General features: G+C 59.7%; 19 protein-coding genes and 1 pseudogene. 6 read left to right on the top strand and 14 right to left on the bottom strand.

Annotated elements, in window-relative coordinates; translation table 11 throughout:
* Positions 1-130 precede the first annotated feature (130 nt).
* The 10 genes from AS189_RS20645 to AS189_RS07490 all read right to left on the bottom strand — a co-directional run bounded on the left by AS189_RS20645 (position 131) and on the right by AS189_RS07490 (position 8,641).
* Complete coding sequence (locus tag AS189_RS20645; protein WP_237760001.1) at positions 131-670, bottom strand: sugar phosphate isomerase/epimerase family protein; 540 nt, start codon at positions 668-670, stop codon at positions 131-133.
* Positions 667-990, bottom strand: a complete 324-nt coding sequence (locus AS189_RS20640; RefSeq protein ID WP_237760000.1) for a hypothetical protein — start codon at positions 988-990, stop codon at positions 667-669. The genes AS189_RS20645 and AS189_RS20640 overlap by 4 nt, the downstream gene beginning before the upstream one ends.
* 77 nt (positions 991-1,067) lie before the next feature.
* A complete protein-coding gene (locus AS189_RS07515) occupies positions 1,068-1,958 on the bottom strand; it encodes an ATP-binding cassette domain-containing protein (RefSeq protein WP_062287074.1) in 891 nt (296 codons plus the stop codon).
* Positions 1,958-2,536, bottom strand: a complete 579-nt coding sequence (locus tag AS189_RS20635) for an ABC transporter ATP-binding protein (protein ID WP_272946740.1) — start codon at positions 2,534-2,536, stop codon at positions 1,958-1,960. The genes AS189_RS07515 and AS189_RS20635 overlap by 1 nt, the downstream gene beginning before the upstream one ends.
* A gap of 44 nt (positions 2,537-2,580) precedes the next feature.
* Complete coding sequence (locus tag AS189_RS20980; protein WP_272946739.1) at positions 2,581-2,769, bottom strand: ATP-binding cassette domain-containing protein; 189 nt, start codon at positions 2,767-2,769, stop codon at positions 2,581-2,583.
* Positions 2,754-3,821 (bottom strand): ABC transporter permease, encoded by a 1,068-nt coding sequence (locus AS189_RS20630; RefSeq protein ID WP_237759999.1) that lies wholly within the window; start codon positions 3,819-3,821, stop codon positions 2,754-2,756. The genes AS189_RS20980 and AS189_RS20630 overlap by 16 nt, the downstream gene beginning before the upstream one ends.
* Entirely contained in the window at positions 3,818-4,759 is a 942-nt protein-coding gene (locus tag AS189_RS07505) for an ABC transporter permease (RefSeq protein WP_062287072.1), read from the bottom strand. The genes AS189_RS20630 and AS189_RS07505 overlap by 4 nt, the downstream gene beginning before the upstream one ends.
* A 78-nt stretch (positions 4,760-4,837) precedes the next feature.
* Positions 4,838-6,334 carry an ABC transporter substrate-binding protein gene (locus tag AS189_RS07500; RefSeq protein ID WP_237759998.1) on the bottom strand — a complete coding sequence of 499 codons (1,497 nt, stop codon included), beginning with the start codon at positions 6,332-6,334 and terminating at the stop codon, positions 4,838-4,840.
* 344 nt (positions 6,335-6,678) lie between these two features.
* On the bottom strand, positions 6,679-7,686 hold the full coding sequence (locus AS189_RS07495; protein WP_062287068.1) for a Gfo/Idh/MocA family protein: 1,008 nt from the start codon (positions 7,684-7,686) through the stop codon (positions 6,679-6,681).
* A gap of 106 nt (positions 7,687-7,792) precedes the next feature.
* Positions 7,793-8,641, bottom strand: a complete 849-nt coding sequence (locus AS189_RS07490) for a sugar phosphate isomerase/epimerase family protein (protein ID WP_062287066.1) — start codon at positions 8,639-8,641, stop codon at positions 7,793-7,795.
* 258 nt (positions 8,642-8,899) lie between these two features.
* Here AS189_RS07490 and AS189_RS07485 point away from each other — a divergent pair, with 258 nt between their 5' ends.
* The gene (locus AS189_RS07485) at positions 8,900-9,949 is read left to right on the top strand and encodes a LacI family DNA-binding transcriptional regulator (protein WP_062287064.1); all 1,050 of its coding nucleotides are present in this window, start codon (positions 8,900-8,902) and stop codon (positions 9,947-9,949) included.
* A 251-nt stretch (positions 9,950-10,200) separates the two neighbouring features.
* Here the strand turns inward: AS189_RS07485 and AS189_RS07480 are convergent, their stop codons facing one another.
* Together AS189_RS07480 and AS189_RS07475 are read right to left on the bottom strand one after the other, a co-directional pair.
* Positions 10,201-11,037 (bottom strand): endonuclease domain-containing protein, encoded by an 837-nt coding sequence (locus tag AS189_RS07480; protein ID WP_160320802.1) that lies wholly within the window; start codon positions 11,035-11,037, stop codon positions 10,201-10,203.
* A gap of 164 nt (positions 11,038-11,201) precedes the next feature.
* A complete protein-coding gene (locus AS189_RS07475) occupies positions 11,202-12,701 on the bottom strand; it encodes a GuaB1 family IMP dehydrogenase-related protein (protein ID WP_062287060.1) in 1,500 nt (499 codons plus the stop codon).
* 374 nt (positions 12,702-13,075) lie between these two features.
* On the opposite strand from AS189_RS07475, the gene AS189_RS07470 reads away from it, so the two are divergent.
* The 5 genes from AS189_RS07470 (at position 13,076) to AS189_RS07455 (ending at position 19,096) form a co-directional block, all read left to right on the top strand.
* Positions 13,076-16,882 carry a multifunctional oxoglutarate decarboxylase/oxoglutarate dehydrogenase thiamine pyrophosphate-binding subunit/dihydrolipoyllysine-residue succinyltransferase subunit gene (locus AS189_RS07470; protein ID WP_062287058.1) on the top strand — a complete coding sequence of 1,269 codons (3,807 nt, stop codon included), beginning with the start codon at positions 13,076-13,078 and terminating at the stop codon, positions 16,880-16,882.
* Positions 16,883-16,967: 85 nt separating this feature from the next.
* Positions 16,968-17,567 carry a GDSL-type esterase/lipase family protein gene (locus AS189_RS07465; RefSeq protein WP_062287056.1) on the top strand — a complete coding sequence of 200 codons (600 nt, stop codon included), beginning with the start codon at positions 16,968-16,970 and terminating at the stop codon, positions 17,565-17,567.
* 197 nt (positions 17,568-17,764) lie between these two features.
* Positions 17,765-17,839 carry a 50S ribosomal protein bL37 gene (locus tag AS189_RS21210; RefSeq protein WP_424581548.1) on the top strand — a complete coding sequence of 25 codons (75 nt, stop codon included), beginning with the start codon at positions 17,765-17,767 and terminating at the stop codon, positions 17,837-17,839.
* A 186-nt stretch (positions 17,840-18,025) separates the two neighbouring features.
* The gene (locus AS189_RS07460; protein ID WP_062287054.1) at positions 18,026-18,493 is read left to right on the top strand and encodes a hypothetical protein; all 468 of its coding nucleotides are present in this window, start codon (positions 18,026-18,028) and stop codon (positions 18,491-18,493) included.
* Positions 18,494-18,499: 6 nt separating this feature from the next.
* On the top strand, positions 18,500-19,096 hold the full coding sequence (locus tag AS189_RS07455) for a group III truncated hemoglobin (RefSeq protein WP_193393515.1): 597 nt from the start codon (positions 18,500-18,502) through the stop codon (positions 19,094-19,096).
* Here the strand turns inward: AS189_RS07455 and rsrA are convergent.
* Entirely contained in the window at positions 19,093-19,353 is a 261-nt protein-coding gene (rsrA, locus tag AS189_RS07450) for a mycothiol system anti-sigma-R factor (protein WP_062287052.1), read from the bottom strand. The genes AS189_RS07455 and rsrA overlap by 4 nt on opposite strands.
* A gap of 2 nt (positions 19,354-19,355) precedes the next feature.
* Positions 19,356-19,969: pseudogene (locus AS189_RS07445) on the bottom strand (sigma-70 family RNA polymerase sigma factor); the annotation flags it as partial.
* Between the last annotated feature and the right edge of the window lie 345 nt (positions 19,970-20,314).

The raw sequence follows: 20,314 nt of genomic DNA, 5'->3' as shown, positions 1-20,314 counted from the left end.
GATGTGTTTCACGTTGGGCCCACGCATGTCAGGTTCCCCGGCCGAAGCACGAGGTTGGGGAGTGGGTTGGGCCCACGCTTGCCAGGTTCCCGCAAATCGCGCCAGCGATTTACGGGCCGGCAAGTGGGGACTAGAACAAGTCTCCAAAGCCCATGGTGGTGAGGTTGCGGTGCGAGGTCTCAAGGACGTCCCAGACGGTACGTCCGTAGAGTTCATCCTGTTCAACCAGCAGGTACTGTGCGCCTGCAGCCTGGGCCGCCGGAACGATCGACGGGAAGTCGAGGTTACCCTCGCCCACCTCGGCGAACTGGACCACATTCTTGAACTCGGTCATGAAATTGGCGAAGTCACCAGTTTCCAAATATCCCAGTGCAGACTCCGGCAGCATTCCGATGCGGTAGTCCTTCAAATGCACCATGGCCGTGTTGCCAGCGTATTTTTCCAAGGTGCGCACGGGATCCAGACCGCCGCGCTGCACCCAGTGAACATCAATCTCCAGCCCCATGGAAGGCGAGTTCTCGTTGATGATGTCCAGCATGTATTTGCCGTCAAACTTTGCAAACTCGATGTGGTGGTTGTGGTAGTACAGGCTGATGCCGCGTTCCTGGAGGCGTTCGGCGTAGCCGTTGGTTTCCTTCGCGAAGTCGATGACGGCATCAATGCTCGTCATGGCCCAAAGGGCAGCATGCCAATGCGCAGCAGATTCGTGTCGAGACGCTTGGCGTCGTTCACGATCTTGTCAAAGTCTTCCTTGAGAGACTCGCCGGGGCGGCCCACCGGCTTTTCCATCATGACCGAAAGGGCGGCAATATCCATGCCTAGTTCGGCCTGTGCACGTTCCAGTTCGGAAACGTTCTTCTCGTCCATGGGGACCTGAGAGATCTCCACGGCGTTGTATCCCAGATCGCTGACCTTGCGGAGCGTCTCGAAGGCGCCCACTTCCGCAAAGCTGTCCTTGAGCATCATTGCCTGTACACCGATTTTTGCCACGATGTTCCTTTCTAGTTCCGGGCCCTGTGGGGCATGTCCCGGTGGTTGGTGCAGCTGGTGAAAATTCTGTCTAACGGCTACGCGGGGATTCCGCTTGCCTCTTCGAGCTGCTGCGCAGCAAGGAGTTCGTGCCGGTCGTTGCGGCGCTTCGCCTGACGGTCAGGGTCAGGGACCGGCGAAGCCAGCAACAGCCGCTGGGTGTAAGGGTGCTGCGGGTCCCGGGTGATTTGGTGAGAGGAACCCTGCTCCACAATTTCACCGTGGTACATGACAGCCACACGGTGGCTGATGTGCCGCACCACATCGAGATCGTGCGAGACAAACAAGTAGGACACGCCGGTGTCACGCTGAATCTGCAGGAACAGATCCAACACGACGGCCTGGGTCGAGAGGTCCAAGGCGCTGACGGGTTCATCGCACACGATCAGCTTCGGCGACAGTGCCAGGGCGCGGGCAATCGCCACACGCTGGCGCTGCCCACCACTGAACTCACGGGGAAGCCGACTGAGCGCATCCGAGGGCAGTCCAACCTGGTCCAGCAGCTCCTTGACTCGCTTGCGCGCCGCGGCCGGAGATTGCCCCTGCACCGTCAGCGGTTCGGCGAGGATGTCGCCGATTTCCAGGGAGGGATTCAGCGAGGTGTAAGGATCCTGAAACACCACCTGGAGGTCACGGCCCAGCGCACGACGCTGCTTGCGGTCGGCTTGGGTGATGTCGTTTCCGTCAAAGACCACGGTGCCCTTACTGATGGGCGCCAGGCCGAGAATTGCCCGTCCCAGTGTGGTCTTGCCGGAGCCGGATTCCCCCACCAGGCCCAGCGTTTCACCGGGCTTGATGTGGATGTTGATGTCGGTCAACGCGCGGAATGGCTTGCGCCGGAATCCCTTAATGGGATATTCCACATCTAGGCCGGAGACCGTGAGGAGATCAGCACTGGATGCTGAAGCCTTTTCATTGAGGGCGCTCATTAGAGTGTCTCCTTCTCATCAGACTCATCTTCGCGGGCAGCTGCCTCAGCGGCGGTGACTCCAGCCGAAACCAGCATGGTCATGGGTTCCTTGCCCTCAAGCATGGACCCAAGGAGCTTTTGCGTGTAGGGGTCCTTCGGGTTCCGAAGGATGTCGCGGACGTTTCCTTCCTCAACCATCCGGCCATCCTGCATGACCGCCACACGGTCACAGAGGTCTGCCACAACACCAAAGTTGTGTGTGACCAGGATGACCCCGACGTTGAGTCGCTTCTGCAGGTCTCGGATCAGGTCCAGTACATCGGCCTGCACGGTAACGTCGAGGGCTGTGGTGGGCTCATCAGCAATGATGAGGTCGGGTTCGCAACTGATGGCTCCGGCAATCAACACACGCTGGGCCATGCCACCGGAGACTTCGTGCGGGTAGGCGTCAAAAGTTTTTTCCGGGAACCGGATGCCGACGTCGTCCAACAGCGCCAAGGCACGCTCGGTGGCTTCCGATTTGGAAATCTTCAGCACACGCATCATCGGTGTCACCAGCTGGTAGCCAATGGTGAACGCCGGGTCGAGGTTACTCATGGGTTCCTGCGGGATGTAGGAGATCCGCTTTCCCCGGAATTCACTCAGTCTGGACTGGCTGACCCGGTCGTCGGTGGGAGCCACCGTGTATTACCGTCAAACTGGATGCTGCCCGCAACGATGCGGGCATTCTCGGGCAACAGACCAAGGATGGAGAAGGCTGTCTGGGACTTTCCGGATCCAGATTCACCCACAATGCCCAGCACTTCACCACGGTCTACATGGAAGGACACGTTGTCAACGACCTTCTTGATGGATCCGTCAGCCTGGGGTACCCCACACCGAGGTGGGAGACCTTGACCAAGTGATGTTCGGTGCCGGCTTCGACTGCTGTTGTCTGTGCCCGGCCGGGTGCGGTGCGACCATTTGACGCCTGGACAGATCCGCGCTTGGCCGGTTTGATTTTCTCGGCGTCTTCCAGGGCATCGCGCACGGCGTTGCCAAGAAGTACTAGGGCGCCGATGGTGGCACCGATGGCCAGTGCGGGCCAGAGCAGCAGGCTCGGGTTGAGGTAGACGTTTTTGAAGCCTTCGCTGAGCATAACGCCCCAGGTGGCCACGGAGGGATCGCCCAGGCCCAGGAATTCCAGCCCTGACTGGATGCTGATGGCAACACCACAGACAATAGCCGTCTGAATGATGATGGGTGCACGCACTACGGAGAAGATGTGGCGAGAAATGATGGCCCAGTCGCTGAGCCCGGCAACACGGGCGGCGTCTACATAGAGTTCGTTGCGTACCGACTGCACTGCCGTTCTCGTCAGCCGGAAATACCCGGGACTGATCAGGATGCCGAAGGCAATCATCGAAATCCAGACGGACGGACCAAAGGCCGCACGCACTGTCAGCAGGACAATGATGCCGGGCAGCGCCATGAGGATGTTGACCACCCAGGCGGCCACGCCGTCGAACTTGCCAGCGTAGTAGCCAGCGATGAGTCCGGCGGGTAAACCAATGCCCACGGCAACGGCAGCGCACAAGAGGGCGGAAAGCAAGGTAGTGCGGGCGCCAAAGACCAGTCTGCTCCAGACGTCACGGCCTACGCTGTCGGTGCCGAGTATGTTGGTGGCATCCGGGCTGGCGAGGGCCTTGCCGACGTTGGCAAAGTTGGCGTCAAAGGGAGCCAGGAGGTTGGCGAAGATGGCCAGTAGAATCATGAAGGCTAGGACCACCACGGCGACAAGGCCCAAGGGGTTGCGCAGGATCTTCTTGATGACGTGGGACCGGACAACCGTCCCCTTCTGGCCAATGTCGCTTTGATCGGCCAAGACCTCAATTTCACTCATGAGACACGCACCTTGGGATTGAGCCAGCCGTTGATGAGATCCACCAGAAGGTTGACAATAATGACGATGATGACGGTGTAGATGACCACACCCATGACCAGAGGAATGTCTCCCATGGTTGTTGAGGTCACTGCCAATGCGCCCATGCCGGGCAAGGCAAAGATTTGTTCAATGATGACCACGCCGCCGAGCATGCCGATGAATTGCAGGCTCAGAACGGTCAGTCCGGCCGGCGCGGCGCTGCGCAGGACGTGCTTGAACAAGATCTCTCTCTCACTGATGCCGCGGCTGCGCAGGGTCCGGACGTAGTCCTTTTCCAACTGCTTGATGACGGCGCTGCGGATTTGCTGCGCTGCACTGGTTACGCCGTTGATGACGATGGCCAGGACGGGCAACGTCAGTGACGCGACCCAAGCTGCGGATCCGGAATCCGGGGCAATGCTGCTGGTGGCGGGGAAGAGTTGCATCTGGATGGCCAATAAAGTGACCAAAATGATGGCCATGACGAAGCTGGGGATGGCATCGCCAACAACCGCGGCGCCTTGGACAACCCGGTCGATCCAGCCGCGCTTGACGGCCGCCGCCATGCCGAGGGCCGTGGCAATAATGGCGATGAAGATGATGGAAACAACCACCACGGTCAGGGTGATGGGCAGGCGTGTCATCAAGGCGCGAGCCACGGGTTCGGAGTTGAACCAGGAGGTGCCCAAGTCACCCGACAACGCCTTGCCGGCCCAGCCGAAGAAGCGGGGAAGCAGTGGCTGATCGAGGCCAAGTTCGATTTCCTTGGCGGCAACCTGCTCCGGGGTGGCAAACTCGCCGAGGATGCTGCGGGCGATGTTGGCGGAGGAGTAGTACAACAGGAAGTAGGTAAGGCAGGAAACGGCGGCCAGCACGACTATGCCGGAGGCGACCTTTCGCAGAATAAACGTAACCATGAGTCGCTCCAGTGCGCTGGTCAGAAGGAAAATGGGTGCCGGGGGCGGGAACTTCCCGCCCCCGGCAGATTCACTCCGCTACTTTGCGGGAGCGTAGTTGTAGATTGACGGAATAGCCTGCTGAAGCTGCGGCTCAACCGTGATTTTCTTGTTGGTAAAGTACATCTGGTTGATGCGGTAGAGCGGTGCAAACCAGGCGTTCTCGGTCACGTACTTGTTGACCGCCTTGGCTTCCTCGGCGCTCTTGTCGCCACCGTTTTGCACTGCATCAAGCATGGTCGCCAGCTCAGGAGTGGTCGACTTGAAGGGGTTGTACAGGGCAGAGGTGGAGATCATCTGGTTGATGGCAACCCACGGCTCGGCCTGGTAAAGCTGGAAGTAGAATGCTGAGTACTTGCCGCCGGCAACGTCGGGGACAAAGTTGGCCAGCGGAATGGTCTCAATCTGAACCTTGATGCCAATGTCGCCCAGCTGCTGCTGAATGACTGCCAGGATGGCCTCGAAGCCAACGATGGAAGGCAGTTTCAACGTGAAGCCCTTGGCGAAGCCTGCCTCGGCAAGGAGTGCCTTAGCCTTGGCCGGATCATAGGGGTAGCTGTTGTCCAGATCCGGCAGGTACGCGCCGGATTCGGGCCCAAATACCTGGTTGGTCGGGGTACCCTCACCCAGCAGCTGCTGGCTCAGGATGGTCTTGCGATCGAAAGCGTAGTTGATGGCCTGGCGGACCTTGACATTGCCCAGTTCCGGGTTGATCTTGCCCTCCCGGTCCACGAGGAGCAATCCAGCCCAGTCCACCTGACTGCTCGTGAGGGTCATGCCGGCAGCTTCTGCCTGCTTTCCGGTCTTGGGATCCAGCAAGGTGGCATCGACCTGACCCGAAACGATGGCGTTGGTGCGCGCCGTGGCGTCCGCCAGGAACTTCATGGTGATCTTGTCAAACTTCTGCAGATCCTTGTTCCAGTAGTCAGCACGCTTGGTGAAAACGTACTGGGAACCCTTGACCGTGTTCTTGGTGTCCAGCTGGTACGGGCCGGAGCCGTCCGGAGTCGTCTTGATGGCTTCGGTTCCTAGGGCCTTCGGGCTGGCAACGAGACCAGCCGCCAGGCTGAGGTAGTACGTGAAGGCCGGGTCGGGGGCGGTCAGCGTGATCGCAACGGTTGAGGGGTCAACCACGGCCACGCTGCCCATTGAGGCCACCTGGTAGGCATCGCGGCCCTGGGCCTTCTTGAAGTGGTCCAGGTTGGCCTTGACTCCCTCGGCGTCGAGCTTGGTTCCGTCAGTGAAGGTGACGTCGGTGCGCAGCTTGAGGGTCAGGACGGTGTTCTCGGCGTTGTATTTCCACGATTCTGCAACCATGGGCTCCAGCTTTCCGTCGGGTGCACGGCGAATCAACGTGTCATAGACGGCCTGGTAGTAAGGCATGGTGTGGCCAATGTGGGCATCCGTGGGTTCGAAGGACACCAAGTCCTGCAATTGACCAATGGTCAGTGTCGTTGCGGGAGCGCCGGCGTTACCGCCACCACCACCGCCGCCACAGGCTGTCAGGGCCAGCGCCGCGGCAGTAAGGACTGCCATGACTGTAGATTTTGGACCAAACTTCATTGTTGGCTCCTTGTTCGTAAGAGTCGAATCAAAAGGGTTGGGGGGAAATTCAAACTCAATGTGTCTTGCGCCACATTTGATGTTGTATGGAATACGCTACTGGGGTTGCAACGTTTTGGCAACCGATTGTCATAAAAAGCCTAAATTTGTTACGTAGGCGAGACTAAAGCTTGAATTTAAGGGAAATTTGAACGCTCAACGGTGGCAAACGGTTGTTATTGATAACAGACCCGATCGCCGGATGAGGGCGGGAAAGGGCCGAGAAATCTGGCCAGTGCCAGCGGGGAACCGCAGCCGATAAGGCAAGCTACAAACGCCTAGGAGACTTCGCTTAGCCGGTTTGGATAGCTTTGCGCGTAGACGTCTTTTATGATCCGCAAGGTCTTCAGTGCCTCAACGGGATCAATCCAGAACGGACCATCGTGACCCAATTGCTCATAGAAATCAGCAATATACAGCTGATGTGAGACGCCCCAATAGTCCCGTCCCCCAGAGGAAGCGCGGCGCTCTTCAATGAGCTCCACGCGCCCATCATTATGGGTGATCACCAGGTCGCCGCGCAGTTGCAGGGTGGCTTTCTCCGCCACAATATCCACCGTGATGGGCGCGTTGACCGAGTTCGCCAGCGTGGCATAGAAGACGCTGCGGACGCCATTGGCATGCGTGAGCACAATTTCAGCTGTGTCCTCCACATCAATGGCTCCGCCCAGCGCATGCGTCGCCGCATGGCCGGAAACCTGCATGACCCCGCCCATCATCCATTGCAGCAAATCGAGGGTGTGGATGGCCTGGTTCATAAGCAGCCCGCCACCACCGCCAACCCAGTTTCCACGCCACGGCCGGCTCTCGTAGTACGACGCACTCCGATGCCACATGACGGTTCCCGAACCACCCAGAACAGCCCCAAATTCGCCGCTGGCGAGCCGTTGCGCCATGGCCTGCACGGCCTGGTTATAGCGATTTTGGAAGCAAATCCCGATCCGGGCGGTACTGGCGGCCGCAGCGGCAGCCAGCCGTTCGCCGTCGGCCATGGTGCTAGCCAGTGGCTTCTCGCTGATGACATTGATGCCGCGCTCCAGCGCCGCGATGGCCGGATCGGCGTGCTGATTGTGCGGTGTACAGACGTGGACGACGTCGGGCCGCACCTCCTCCAGCAAGGTCACCACGTCCGCGTACCCCGGTACGCCGTGGGCTGCGGCCGCCGCCGCCAAGCGGTCAGGGTCGGTGTCACAGACTGCCACCAGCTCGGCGCCATCGATCGCGGCAAGAGCCTCGAAGTGAACTGTGGCAACATCGCCGCAACCGATGATGGCAACTCTGGGCATGGTGACTCCTTTGTCGGGTGGTGATCACTACAGGAACGTCAAATTACTGGTGGCACAAAATACCAACGGCGGCGTCCCTGACCGGACGCCGCCACTAGGCTTGGTTCTAAGAAAGCGTGATGCCGATGGCGTCAGTTGCCGAGCGGAACGCGCGGGCTGCCTCGCCAAAGGCCTCGGGACCGGAGAAACCGCCCAGTTCATGCTGTGCAGCCAAGTGCGGCTCAAGGGAAGCAAATCCTGTGTAGCCATCCTGACTCAGTGCCGTGAGGGTTTCGACGAGCTGACCGTCCCCGCGACCGGTGGGCACTACTTCGCCACTGCCGGCAATAGCGTCCTTGACCTGCAGGTATTCCAGGTACGGGCGGAGCATCGCGTAAGCGTCCGTGTAGGGTTTGACGCCCACCTGCACGAAGTTGGCGTTGTCCCAGGCTGCGCGAAGTGCCGGTGAATTGACCGTCTCCAGTAGGTCCAGAACACGTTCCGGGGTGTCTCCGTAGATGTCTTTTTCGTTCTCGTGAATCAAGATGACGCCAGCCCGTTCGGCTTCAGCGGCCAGCAGCACCATGCGCTCCATCACGGCGTCGCGAATATCTTCCGGGCTCTGATCCTCGGCGCGGAAGTAGGAGAACATGCGAATGTAGCGGGTGTCCAGCACCTTGGCCACGGCGATGATGCGGCGCAGACGGGTGACCTCATGTTCGGCGGGAAGGCTCACGTCCACCTTGCCAATGGGACTAGCGACGGCGGAAACCTTGAGTCCCGCTTCATCCAGAATTGCCTTCAGTTCTGCGAGCTGGGCGTCGTCGAGTTCCACAACATTGGTTCCCCACGCGCTCCGCACTTCAATGTGCTTTGCGCCGAGTGCCAGCATGACAGCGGCCTGAATTTTGGGATCGGGGTCAATTTCGTCGCCGAATCCTGAGAGGCTCCACGTCGGGTTATTGTCGTTGCTCATGGTTGTCCTTACGTAGTGCGGCTCGATGCGATTGATCCGGATGCAAACGCCTTGCGGCCCCAGCATCGGTGACTCACTTCACAAATACTCCTCTGTGAGGAAGTTTAGTCGCGAAACAACTTAATGACAACCGATTGCCATTCTTGGCCAAAAACCGTATTCTTGCGACAAGGGACAGTGCTGTCCATCACATTCCTTGTCTTCGTCGGCTACACCGCGCCGCATTCCCACACACTCCACCCCACAAGGACGTGCCTCATGAGTGCTCTACCCAGCACCAACGCCGACGGCGAAACGCGCGCCACGGCCAAGAAACCTGCCACCATTCACGACGTCGCAGCGCTTTCCGGTGTTGCCGCCTCAACGGTCTCGCGCGCGCTTTCCACGCCGGGCCGGGTCAATTTCCGTACTCGAGCGCGCATCGAAGCGGCCGCCACGGAGCTGAAGTACGTCCCCAATGCCCAGGCAAAGGCCCTGAGCTCAGGGCAGACCAAGGCTGTTGCGGTGTTGGTCGCGGACATTACCAACCCGTTCTACTTCGACATCATTCGCGGCACCCAGCTCCAACTCAAGGCTGCCGGCTACACCCAGTTCTTGGTGGATACCGAGGAATCGAAAGAGGTGGAGGTGAACACCATTGAGCAAATGATGCAAATGGCCGACGGCGTTATCCTCACCGCCCCGCGACTGAACGACGAGGCTCTGGTGTTGGCCGCTACGAAAATGCCACTGGTGACCATCAATAGGGAGGTCCCGGGCATCCCCTCCGTATTACTGGACACTCCCACCGCTACGAATCAGGCGTTGGACCACTTGATCTCGCTGGGCCATTCACACATTGCGTATCTGGGTGGGCCTGGGTCCTCCAGCTCGAATATTCGTCGCTGGGAAGCATTGAGTACCGCCGCGCAGGAACGGGGTGTGCAGATGGATCGATTGGGGCCATTCGCTCCACGAACCTATTCAGGCGACGCCGCGGCCGACGCCCTGGTCTACTCCGGCGCCACGGCCGGAATTGCCTTCAACGACCTAATGGCGATCGGGATGCTCCAGCGGCTTGCGGCCCGCGGGGTGAGGGTACCCGAGGACATCAGCCTTGTGGGCTGCGATGACATTTTTGGTGCCGATTTCTGCAGTCCCCCGCTGACCACTGTCACTGCGCCTGTGGAGCAAGCTGGACGCGTGGCTGTCACCATGTTGCTGAGTCGGATCAATCCGGGCGTAGGCACACTCCCCCGCAGCCAATCCGTGTTGCCAACCCACTTGACCATCCGTGGATCCACCGGCCCGGCACCCTTGCGTCCCTGAACGGCGCGTCCTCACTGTTAATTCGTTGACCGGCTGCTGTTCATCCGCTGATCTGGTGGTGGCCGGGCTGAGCCGGTGCACTTCCTGACAATATACGCAGCACGCACCCTCCTGCGTGCGTATAAACAAATTCCACTTTAGTTATACGCACGCCACACCCGGCTGAGCTGCGTCACTGTCACTGCACCGCATCTGAACGCCAGCTGGCTGCGTATAAACAAAGTGCTGCGGCCGTGCGCTGACACGACAACTCACGCGGGTAAGGAATTGATCCTGTCCATGGTCTGCCGCACCCAATCCAGCATCAGCTCGGGGCGCTCCAGAATCATTCGAGCGGACACACGCAGATGCCACATGCCCCGGACAGTCAACAAATTGTCCCGCACCATATCAGTGGCCCAACCATCTGGAGTGTTATGGTAGGCGGCTCCGTCCGTTTCAAGACCAAGCAGACCATCTATCCAGAGGTCCAAATGTCCAACGCCTTTTTGGAAATACTGGGACTGAACGTTGTACCCCGCAAGCCGTAGGTAGTACCTGGCGATGGTCTCGACAATGGACATTGACTGCGGGTCGAGCATCGCAAGGATGTTACGTCCCCGGGCATCTCTATCCCGTGAAAACTCTGCGCGAAGAGCAGGAATGTTGCAATGTTTGAGCACCACCGCGGATTCCATGGCCAGGAGCGCATCTAATTCCGAGCCGCACTGAATACACTGACGCAAAATTTCCATGATTGTTTGTGGACCGCTGACGCGATGCACCACGCAGCCGGAAATAGCTTGACCATGAGCGGCTGCGACATGGATAAGTGCCGGTTCTTGGATCACCCACAAGCCGAGTTGTTTAGCCTTACTCAAACAGGTGCGCCGAGCTTGATACCCGGCCAGCCAAATATCCAACGGGTCGGCGCCGGGAACGGCAAAATACCCCCGTCCGACTTTGACAATATGCCCGGCCTCAGTAGCCTGTGCCAGCCCCCAGTCCGTACATCCGCGGGCCAGCAAATCTTTACGCCGGGCGACCTTCCCAAGACGTTCAATTTCGGCAACCACGGATATCGGTTTCCCACCGCGCACATGAGTCATGTCCCATCGTGACTCCCCCGGCCACGCCCGTGGAAGACCCACATTAAAGGTGTGGATAACCGGTGCCGTTTCCGGGGTGTGGAGGAATCAATCAGTTTGAGCTGACACGCCGTTGTCCCGCCCACGTGCGGCGTTCCCCCAACAACCCCCACGCCAAGAAGCAGCTACCAGCTTTGCGGCAGCGGCCGGCCTTCCTCATATCCGGCGGCGGACTGCACCCCCACAATGGCCCGCTCACGGAACTCCGCCAGCGAGGAGGCACCCGCGTAGGTGAAAGAGCTGCGCAGACCGGCAGTGATCATATCCAACAAATCTTCAACTCCTGGACGCACTGGGTCCAGGTACATCTTGGACGTTGAAATACCCTCTTCGAACAATCCCTTGCGAGCGCGCTCAAAGGCCTGATCTCCGGCGGAACGGTTCTGCACCGCCCGTGCCGAGGCCATGCCAAAGCTCTCCTTGAACTGCCGGCCGTTGGCGTCAACTTGCAGATCACCCGGACTTTCATAAGTACCGGCAAACCAGGAACCGATCATGACCTGGCTGGCTCCTGCCGCCAGGGCCAGGGCCACATCTCGCGGGTACCGCACCCCACCGTCGGCCCAAACATGGGCACCCAAGTCGGCAGCCGCCGTCGAACATTCCAAAACGGCCGAGAACTGGGGCCTGCCCACAGCCGTCATCATGCGGGTGGTGCACATGGCGCCGGGGCCAACGCCAACCTTGATGATGTCGGCACCGGCTTCAATGAGATCGCGCACACCGGCGGCGCTGACAACGTTTCCGGCAGCCACTGGAACGGAAGGCGAGAGGGATCGCACAGCCCGCAGCGCTTCGAACATCTTTTCCTGATGACCATGCGCGGTATCCACCACCAGTGTGTCCACCCCATAGTCCAACAACGCCGCAGCCTTCCCGGCCACATCGCCGTTGATGCCAACGGCCACACCCAGGCGGAGTCGGCCAGAATCGTCAACGGCTGGCCGGTATATGGTGGAACGCAGGGCTCCGAGCCTAGTCATGGCACCCACCACTTCGCCGGAACGCAGCACGGGGGCAAAGTCGGCACCCGCAGAATCCAAGACGGCGAAGGCCGAGCGCAACGCGGCATCCGTGAGCTCCTTGGCCGCGGCAAAGTCCAGATCGCCCGTATCGGCCTGAGCCCGAATGTCGTCAAAGGGCATGGCGTCCAGGGTCAGCACGTTCGAACGCATCACCGAGGCCAGAGACGCGAACCTGTCGGCACCTTCGCAGTCCGCGCTACGCACCACGCCCACAAAGTTATTCCCGTCAACCACCACCACGGCGTTGTGGGAGCGCTTGCCCATGAGGTGCAGGGCGTCGATGACGATGTCGCCGGGGGTCATCAGCAGCGGCGTCTCAAAGAGCGAATCACGCATCTTGATCCATGCACTGACCGAGCCCAGTACATCCAGCGGCACGTCCTGTGGCAGGATCGCTATCCCACCACGCCGGGCCACGGTCTCGGCCATGCGCTTGCCGGAAACCGCAGTCATATTCGAGACCACCAGCGGGATGGTTGTCCCGGTGCCATCATTACTGGACAAGTCCACATCCAGGCGTGATGTGACGGTGGAACGGGATGGAATCAGAAACACATCCGAGTAGGTCAAGTCTGTGGCGGGCTGGGTCAGAAAACGCATGGCACTCCTACATTGCTGCGAGCCGGCAGCCAAGGCCCCGGCGGACTAAAGCGTTCTAAAACGGACTAGCAAAACTAGCCAGCTCAAGGGCCGTCTAAGGTGTTGTCCGCGTAAGAGTCTAGTCACGTTTGTGATGCCTTTCACCGCAAAATTGCTTCATTTTGGCCGCTGCCTAGGGCGCGCCGTGACACAGATTGGCCTAAGGGCTAAATTGCTTACTAGACTTACCCGGGGAAGGGGTCTGTTGGACCCCACCAAATATCGAATAGGCTTCGCACTTTTGCGCCGTCAGTACCCGCCAGATTCGGGTGCCGTCGACATGCGCAGGCAATGCACAGCGGGCAACAAGAACTCATGGAAGAGGCGTATTAAACGTGCCAGAGCAATCCATCCACCGTCTACCAGAAGAGTTTGGCGGCAACGAGTGGCTCGTCGATGAACTGTATGAGCGCTACAAGGCCGACAAAAATGCAGTGGACACAAAGTGGTGGCCACTCTTTGACGGTTTCGCAGCCGATGACGCGGCAGGCAACGGCCGCCACACCGCCAACAATGCCTCCCCTATTACCGCCCAGATTCCCGTAGTCGCGGCACCTGTTGCCCCGGCCGCACCTGCGGCAAACGCACCTGCGGCAAGCTCGACGCCGGCCCCCACCGCCGCTGCTCCGGCAGCTCCCGCCGTGGCCCCGAAGGCACCGGCCGCACCGCGTCCTCCCGCTCCTGCCAAGGATGCTGCACGCACCGGCACCACCCCCATTCCGGCCCAGCTGCCCAAGTCCGCTAAAGATGTCTCGGTACCGGAAGAGGCTGTCAAGACAGTGCTTCGCGGACCGGCCAAGGCCATCGCCGCCAACATGGTCTCAAGCCTGGAAGTTCCCACGGCCACCAGCGTGCGCGCCATCCCGGCGAAGCTGCTCATCGACAACCGCCTCGTCATCAACTCCAACCTTGCCCGCGCCCGTGGTGGCAAGGTTTCCTTCACGCACCTGATCGGCTACGCCGTCATCAAGGCGCTGGGCCAGTTCCCGTCGATGAACGTCTACTACGAAGAAATCGATGGCAAGCCCGTTTCCGTGCAGCCTCCCCACGTGAACTTCGGCATTGCCATTGATATGCCTAAGCCGGACGGCACCCGCCTGCTCATGGTCCCGAACATCAAGAAGGCCGAGACACTCAGCTTTGCCGAGTTCTGGCGCACCTATGAGGACCTGATCAAGCGGGCCCGCGCAGGCAAGCTCACCGCTGATGACCACTCGGGCACCACGGTCTCGCTGACCAACCCCGGCGGCATTGGCACCGTCCACTCGGTGCCCCGCCTGTCCAGGGGCCAGGCCGCCATCATCGGCGTCGGTTCCCTTGACTACCCGGCCGAGTACCAGGGTTCCAGCGCAAAGATCATCGCCCAGAACGCTGTCTCAAAGATTCTGACGCTGACCTCCACCTATGACCACCGCGTCATCCAGGGTGCCGGCTCCGGCGAGTTCCTGAAGAAGGTCCACCAGCTGCTGCTCGGTGCCGAAAACTTCTACGACGAGATCTTCGAATCCCTGCGCATCCCTTACGAGCCCGTCCGCTGGAGCGTCGACCTGCAGGTTGACCCGGCCGATGAGATCAACAAGGTCGCCCGCATCCAGCAGATGATCCACTCTTACCGTGTGCGCGGCCACCTGATGGCAGACACCGACCCGCTGGAATTTGTGCAGCGCAAGCACCCCGATCTGGACGTGCTCACGTACGGCCTGACCCTGTGGGACTTGGACCGCGAATGGCCCACCGGCGGCTTCGGCGGCAAGCCCAAGTTGCTGCTGCGCGACATCTTGGGTGTCCTGCGTGACGCCTACTGCCGCACCACGGGCATCGAATACATGCACATTCAGGAACCGGAACAGCGTGAATGGTTCCAGAACGAGCTGGAGCACCCCTACTCCAAGCCGAGCCGCGAAGAGCAGCTGCGCATTGTGTCCAAGCTGAACTCTGCCGAAGCGTTTGAGACGTTCCTGCAGACCAAGTTCGTTGGCCAGAAGCGCTTCTCCCTGGAAGGCGGCGAATCCCTGATTCCGCTGCTGGACTCCATCATTTCCGATGCTGCCGACGACGGCCTGGACGAGGTCGCCATTGGCATGGCGCACCGCGGCCGCCTGAACGTGCTCACCAACATCGCCGGCAAGACCTACGCACAGGTCTTCCGCGAATTCGAGGGCACCCAGGATTCACGTAGCGTTCAGGGCTCAGGCGACGTCAAGTACCACTTGGGTACCGAGGGTACATTCACCTCCGACGCCGGCAACGAGACCAAGGTTTACTTGGCTGCCAACCCCTCACACCTGGAAGCCGTTGACGGCGTCCTCGAGGGCATTGTCCGCGCCAAGCAGGACCGTCTGGACCAGGGCGAGAACTTCCCCGTTCTGCCCATCATGGTTCATGGCGACGCTGCCTTTGCCGGCCAGGGCGTTGTTGCTGAAACGTTGAACCTCTCCCAGCTGCGCGGCTACCGCACGGGTGGAACCATCCATGTTGTTGTCAACAACCAGGTTGGTTTCACTACGGCGCCGTCGTCCTCGCGCTCCTCGGTGTACTCCACCGACGTTGCCAAGATGATCCAGGCTCCCGTGTTCCACGTGAACGGTGACGACCCCGAAGCTGTGGTTCGTGTATCTCAGCTGGCTTACCAGTTCCAGCAGCGCTTCCGTAAGGACGTTGTCATTGACCTGGTCTGCTACCGCCGCCGGGGCCACAACGAGGGTGACGATCCCTCGATGACCCAGCCGCTGATGTACAACCTGATCGAGGCCAAGCGTTCAGTGCGCCGCCTGTACACCGAGGCACTGATCGGCCGCGGCGACATCACTGAAGAGGAAGCCACGCAGCTGCTGCGCGACTACCAGGAACGTCTGGAACGCGTCTTCGCTGAAACGCATGCCGCTCAGACTTCCCCCATCCCGATCATCACCAAGGATTCGCAGGCCGTTTCGGATCTGGAGCGCCCCATCGCGCAGCAGGCCGACTCAGGGGTCAACGATCCCCAGATCACCGCCATCAGCGCCGACATGCTGGCCCATATCGGTGCAACACACTTGGCCATCCCCGAGGGCTTCGAAGTGCACCACAAGCTAAAGCCCTTGCTGGAAAAGCGCGAGAAGATGTCTCGCGAAGGCGGCATCGACTGGGGCTTTGGCGAGCTCACGGCCTTCGGTTCGCTGCTCATGGAAGGCGTTCCCGTCCGCATGGCCGGCCAGGATTCACGCCGCGGCACCTTCGTGCAGCGTCACGCAGTATTCCACGACCGTGCCAACGGCAACGTGTGGAACCCGCTGACAGAACTGAGCGAAGACCAGGCCAAACTGTGGATCTACGATTCCCTGCTCAGCGAATACGCGGCTATGGCGTTCGAATACGGTTACTCCGTTGAGCGTCCTGACGCTTTGGTAGTTTGGGAAGCTCAGTTCGGTGACTTCGTCAACGGCGCCCAGACCGTCATCGATGAGTTCATTTCCTCCGCCGAGCAGAAGTGGGGCCAGCGTTCATCACTGGTCCTCATGTTGCCGCATGGCTACGAAGGTCAGGGCCCGGACCACTCCTCAGCTCGCATTGAGCGCTTCATGCAGATGTGTGCCGAAGAGAACATGATCGTTGCCAACCCGACCACACCGGCGTCTCACTTCCACCTACTGCGCCGTCAGGCCTACCGCCGCCCGCGCAAGCCGCTGATCATCTTCACCCCGAAGCAGCTGCTGCGCTTGAAGGCTGCCGCCTCTTCGGTGGAGGACTTCACCACGGGCGGCTTCCGCCCCGTGATCGGTGAGCATGCAACGGTAGAGAACAACGCCGTCGACCGCGTCATCTTGGTCTCCGGCCGGCTGTACTACGATCTGATCGCAGCACGCGATAAGGCTGAGGACAACAAGGTTGCCATTGTCCGCGTCGAGCAGCTGTACCCGTTGCCGCTGGATGAGATCAAGGCTGAACTTGCCAAGTACCCCAACGCCGATCTGGTGTGGGCACAGGACGAGCCCGCTAACCAGGGTCCGTGGCCGTTCATGGGCCTGAACCTGGCTCCCGAACTGGATCAGAAGCTTTCTCGGGTTTCACGTCCGGCCTCGGCATCCACGGCCACCGGTTCCGCCAAGAACCATGCGGTCGAGCAAACGTTGCTTGTCAAGCAGGCTTTCGAGCGTAACTAAGCCAGCCTAGGTGCCCGGTCTGTTTCATCAGGCCGGGCACCTTTTTTAGACTTTCAATTTTTGTAAACGAAGGAAAAGGGGAGCCGTGGAGAACCGGGACCTGAGAATTGTAGCTGTGGGCGACGAATTGGTGGCCGGTGTGGGCGATCCCCGCGCATTGGGCTGGCTGGGCAGAGTTCTGGCCAGAACACCCTCGGATGTCATTTCCATTGAGCCCTATGTTTTGGCGTGCCCTCGCGAAGGCACCGAGGCATTGGCTGGGCGCTGGCTAACCGAGGCCGGACGCCGATTCGACGACTCCCACGAGAACCGTCTGGTCATTGGCCTGTCCGGCCGCGACATTGACTACGGCTTGTCAACGGCCCGGAGCCGGCTGAACTTGGCCAACATCCTGGACGGCGCCACCCAGCTCAGCGTTCCGGTGTTCGTGGTGGGCCCGCCTCCGTCACTAGATCCAGCTCTGAACCGTAAACTGGCCGAACTCAACGCAGCCTTTGCCGATGTCACCACACGCCGCAAGCACCACTACGTGGACACGTTCACGCCGTTGCAGAACCATGAACAGTGGCGTAACGATGTGGCTGCGAATGCTGGCTCTCCCGGTCAGGCAGGCTACGGCCTGATGGCGTGGCTGGTGCTGCACCGCGGTTGGTACCAGTGGCTTGAAATCCCTGAAGCTCTCTAGAACAGCACCTTTTCAGCGCCGCTCCCCCTCGAGTGTCCACATAACGTACGGTTCAGGGACGTATTGTGGCTCCATCCGTACGTTATATGGACACTCGTGAGCTGAACGGGCACTCAGTTAGGTGCGGATGTGTCACCTATGCGAAACTATATGAGGATCGTTTTTAGAGATCTCAATTTTAATGATTGGAGGTAGCTATGTCGAAGCGTTCACGTAAGCGTCGGGATCGTAGGAAGAGCGGCGCTAACCACGGTAAGCGTCCCAACACGTAAGTCTTGACGTATCAAAGTAAAAGCCCGTTCTGCCACCATGGCAGGACGGGCTTTTGCATGTCCTCACCCCGCCAACCCCGAACGCACTAGCGTGACTAGCGGCCCACTATGATTAAACACGGAAAATAGTGTTTTAAAGATAAGGTGGAAACACAGCATCTCCCCCGCCTCGCGAGAAAGCCTCAAATGTTTGCCCTTGTCCTTCTCACCATGTTGCCGTTTGTCTGGTTTGGCATGATCACTGCCATCTCGTTCATCGAGACTCCCCTGAAATTCAAAGCCCCTGGCATGACCCACGCATTGGGGGTGGGCATTGGCAGGTTAGTCTTCAAGGCTCTGAACATGGTCGAAGCTGCCATCGTGGTTTTGATGGTGGGCGCCTGGACGCAGCGACAAGATCTGGTAACGCTGCCCATCGGCATCCTCTTGTCACTGGCCATCCTGGCCTTGGCATTGCAAACAGTCATTCTTCGCCCGGCCATGGCAAAACGGACCAGGGCATTGTCTGAAACGGCCCTACGTCCCTCCGGAAGCACTGCGGTGCAGGCCAAGGTGGCTACAGCTACCCACATTGCCTACATCGGCTCAGAGGCGCTAAAAGTGGTTACCTTGCCCATCGCGGGCATTCTCATTGTCCTCGCTGTGGCAGCGTAGGTCCGGATGGAACGCTTGGCACGCAACTCCGGCAGAACGGCGTCGAACCTTAATGTCTACACACCAAAGGTGACCGGTCCGTTAGAGACGAAAACAGGGGCGGGACAGGCCGTCCCACAAGACCATGACCTGCAGGACATCGCCACCCGGCAGGACATCCTGACCTTGGTGGAGACGTTTTACACCAAGGCGTTCCACGACGACCTGATCGGGCATATTTTCACCGACGTGGTGCATATGGACTTAGCCGCCCATATGCCCATCATGGCGGATTTCTGGCAGACAGTGCTTTTCAAGGCGGGCTTGTACAAAAGGAATGCGCTGAAAATCCACTTCGATATCCATGCCAAGGAGCCATTGACTCTGGAGCATTTCAACCGGTGGCTACAGCTGTGGACCAGCACCGTAGATGAGCTGTTCGCCGGCGAGAAAGCCGAAATGGCGAAAGTTCAGGCACACCAGATTGCAGGATCCCTTAACCGGCGCGTGACGGGCAGACCAGCCAGCCAGTACAGCACCATTTCCCTGCGTCCAGAGGCTCTGAGACCGGACGCACTGCGTCCAGAGGCGCTGAGACCGGAGGAGTTAACAGCAGACGACTAAACGGCTGCGGGGCGGCCTTCGTGCAGGCGTGCCAAGATGGCTTCCTTGAGGGTCTCAGGGGCTGCTTCCTTGCAGGAACGCTTCACCACGGAGCGAATGACGCATTCGAGGTCATACTCGTGTGAGCAATCGGCGCAGCCGTCAAGGTGTGCCTTGATCTCGCCGAGGTCCTCGCGGGACAGCGAACCGTCCAAGTATTCATAGATTCGTACGATGCGTTGATCGTCGCAATCGCCCAGGCTCTGGCAGTCGCCCATTGTCATTTCTCCGTCTCAGTTAGTTGGTCGGCTTCCTTGAGGTAGCCGCGTTCCACGGCATAGTCAGCCAACATGTCACGCAATAGTTTTCGTCCCCGGTGCAGCCGCGACATCACGGTGCCAATGGGGTGTTCATGATTTCTGAGATTTCCTTGTAGGCAAATCCCTCGACGTCAGCGAAGTACACGGCCAGCCGGAATTCCTCCGGGATGGCCTGCAGCGCATTCTTCACATCTGAATCCGGCAGGTGATCCAGGGCATCGGCTTCAGCCGAACGCAAGCCCTTGGACGTGTGTGATTCCGCCCGTGCAAGCTGCCAGTCCTCAACGGTGTCCGCATTGGACTGCAGGGGCTCGCGCTGACGTTTGCGGTACAGATTGATATACGTGTTGGTCAGGATCCGGTACAGCCAAGCCTTCAGGTTGGTACCCGGCTTGTACTGGTGGAACGCTGAAAAAGCCTTGGTATAGGCCTCTTGCACCAGGTCTTCGGCGTCGGAAGGATTCCTAGCCATGCGCATGGCGGCCGAATACAGCTGGTCAACGTACACCATGGCATCACGCTCAAAACGCGCGCGCCGTGCTTGCGTGGTCTCATTGGCAACATCAACATCTGCAACGTCCGTGCTCACAACCTCGGGGTAGTGGCAGGTTCGGTGCTGACGGTTTGCTCAGGCTCGGAAGTGTTCATTACTGACGAGTCTATGCGCACAGTAAGCTTCACGTCGCTCGCCTGAGGCACCACAGGACTCAGTGTCTGCATTGCCGCCTTTCCGTTCATGAGTGGTCTCGCATTCGGTGCCCCTTCAAGGGACCCGCCGCTAATGATGTAAACCGGGTAACGGCGTGGGATATTCCGCAATGACCGCATCGGCAGTATCAGTCGTGGGAGACTTGTACACAGCATGTGCCTTCCGAGGGCCGGCCCTGGCCGCCCACGGAGGGCTGAACGCACCACTATA

It is taken from the genome of Arthrobacter alpinus (genome assembly GCF_001445575.1).
Lineage (GTDB): Bacteria > Actinomycetota > Actinomycetes > Actinomycetales > Micrococcaceae > Specibacter > Specibacter alpinus_C.
The sequence above is the reverse complement of the archived record's forward strand: the minus strand, read 5'-3'. Positions and strand labels throughout refer to the sequence as shown.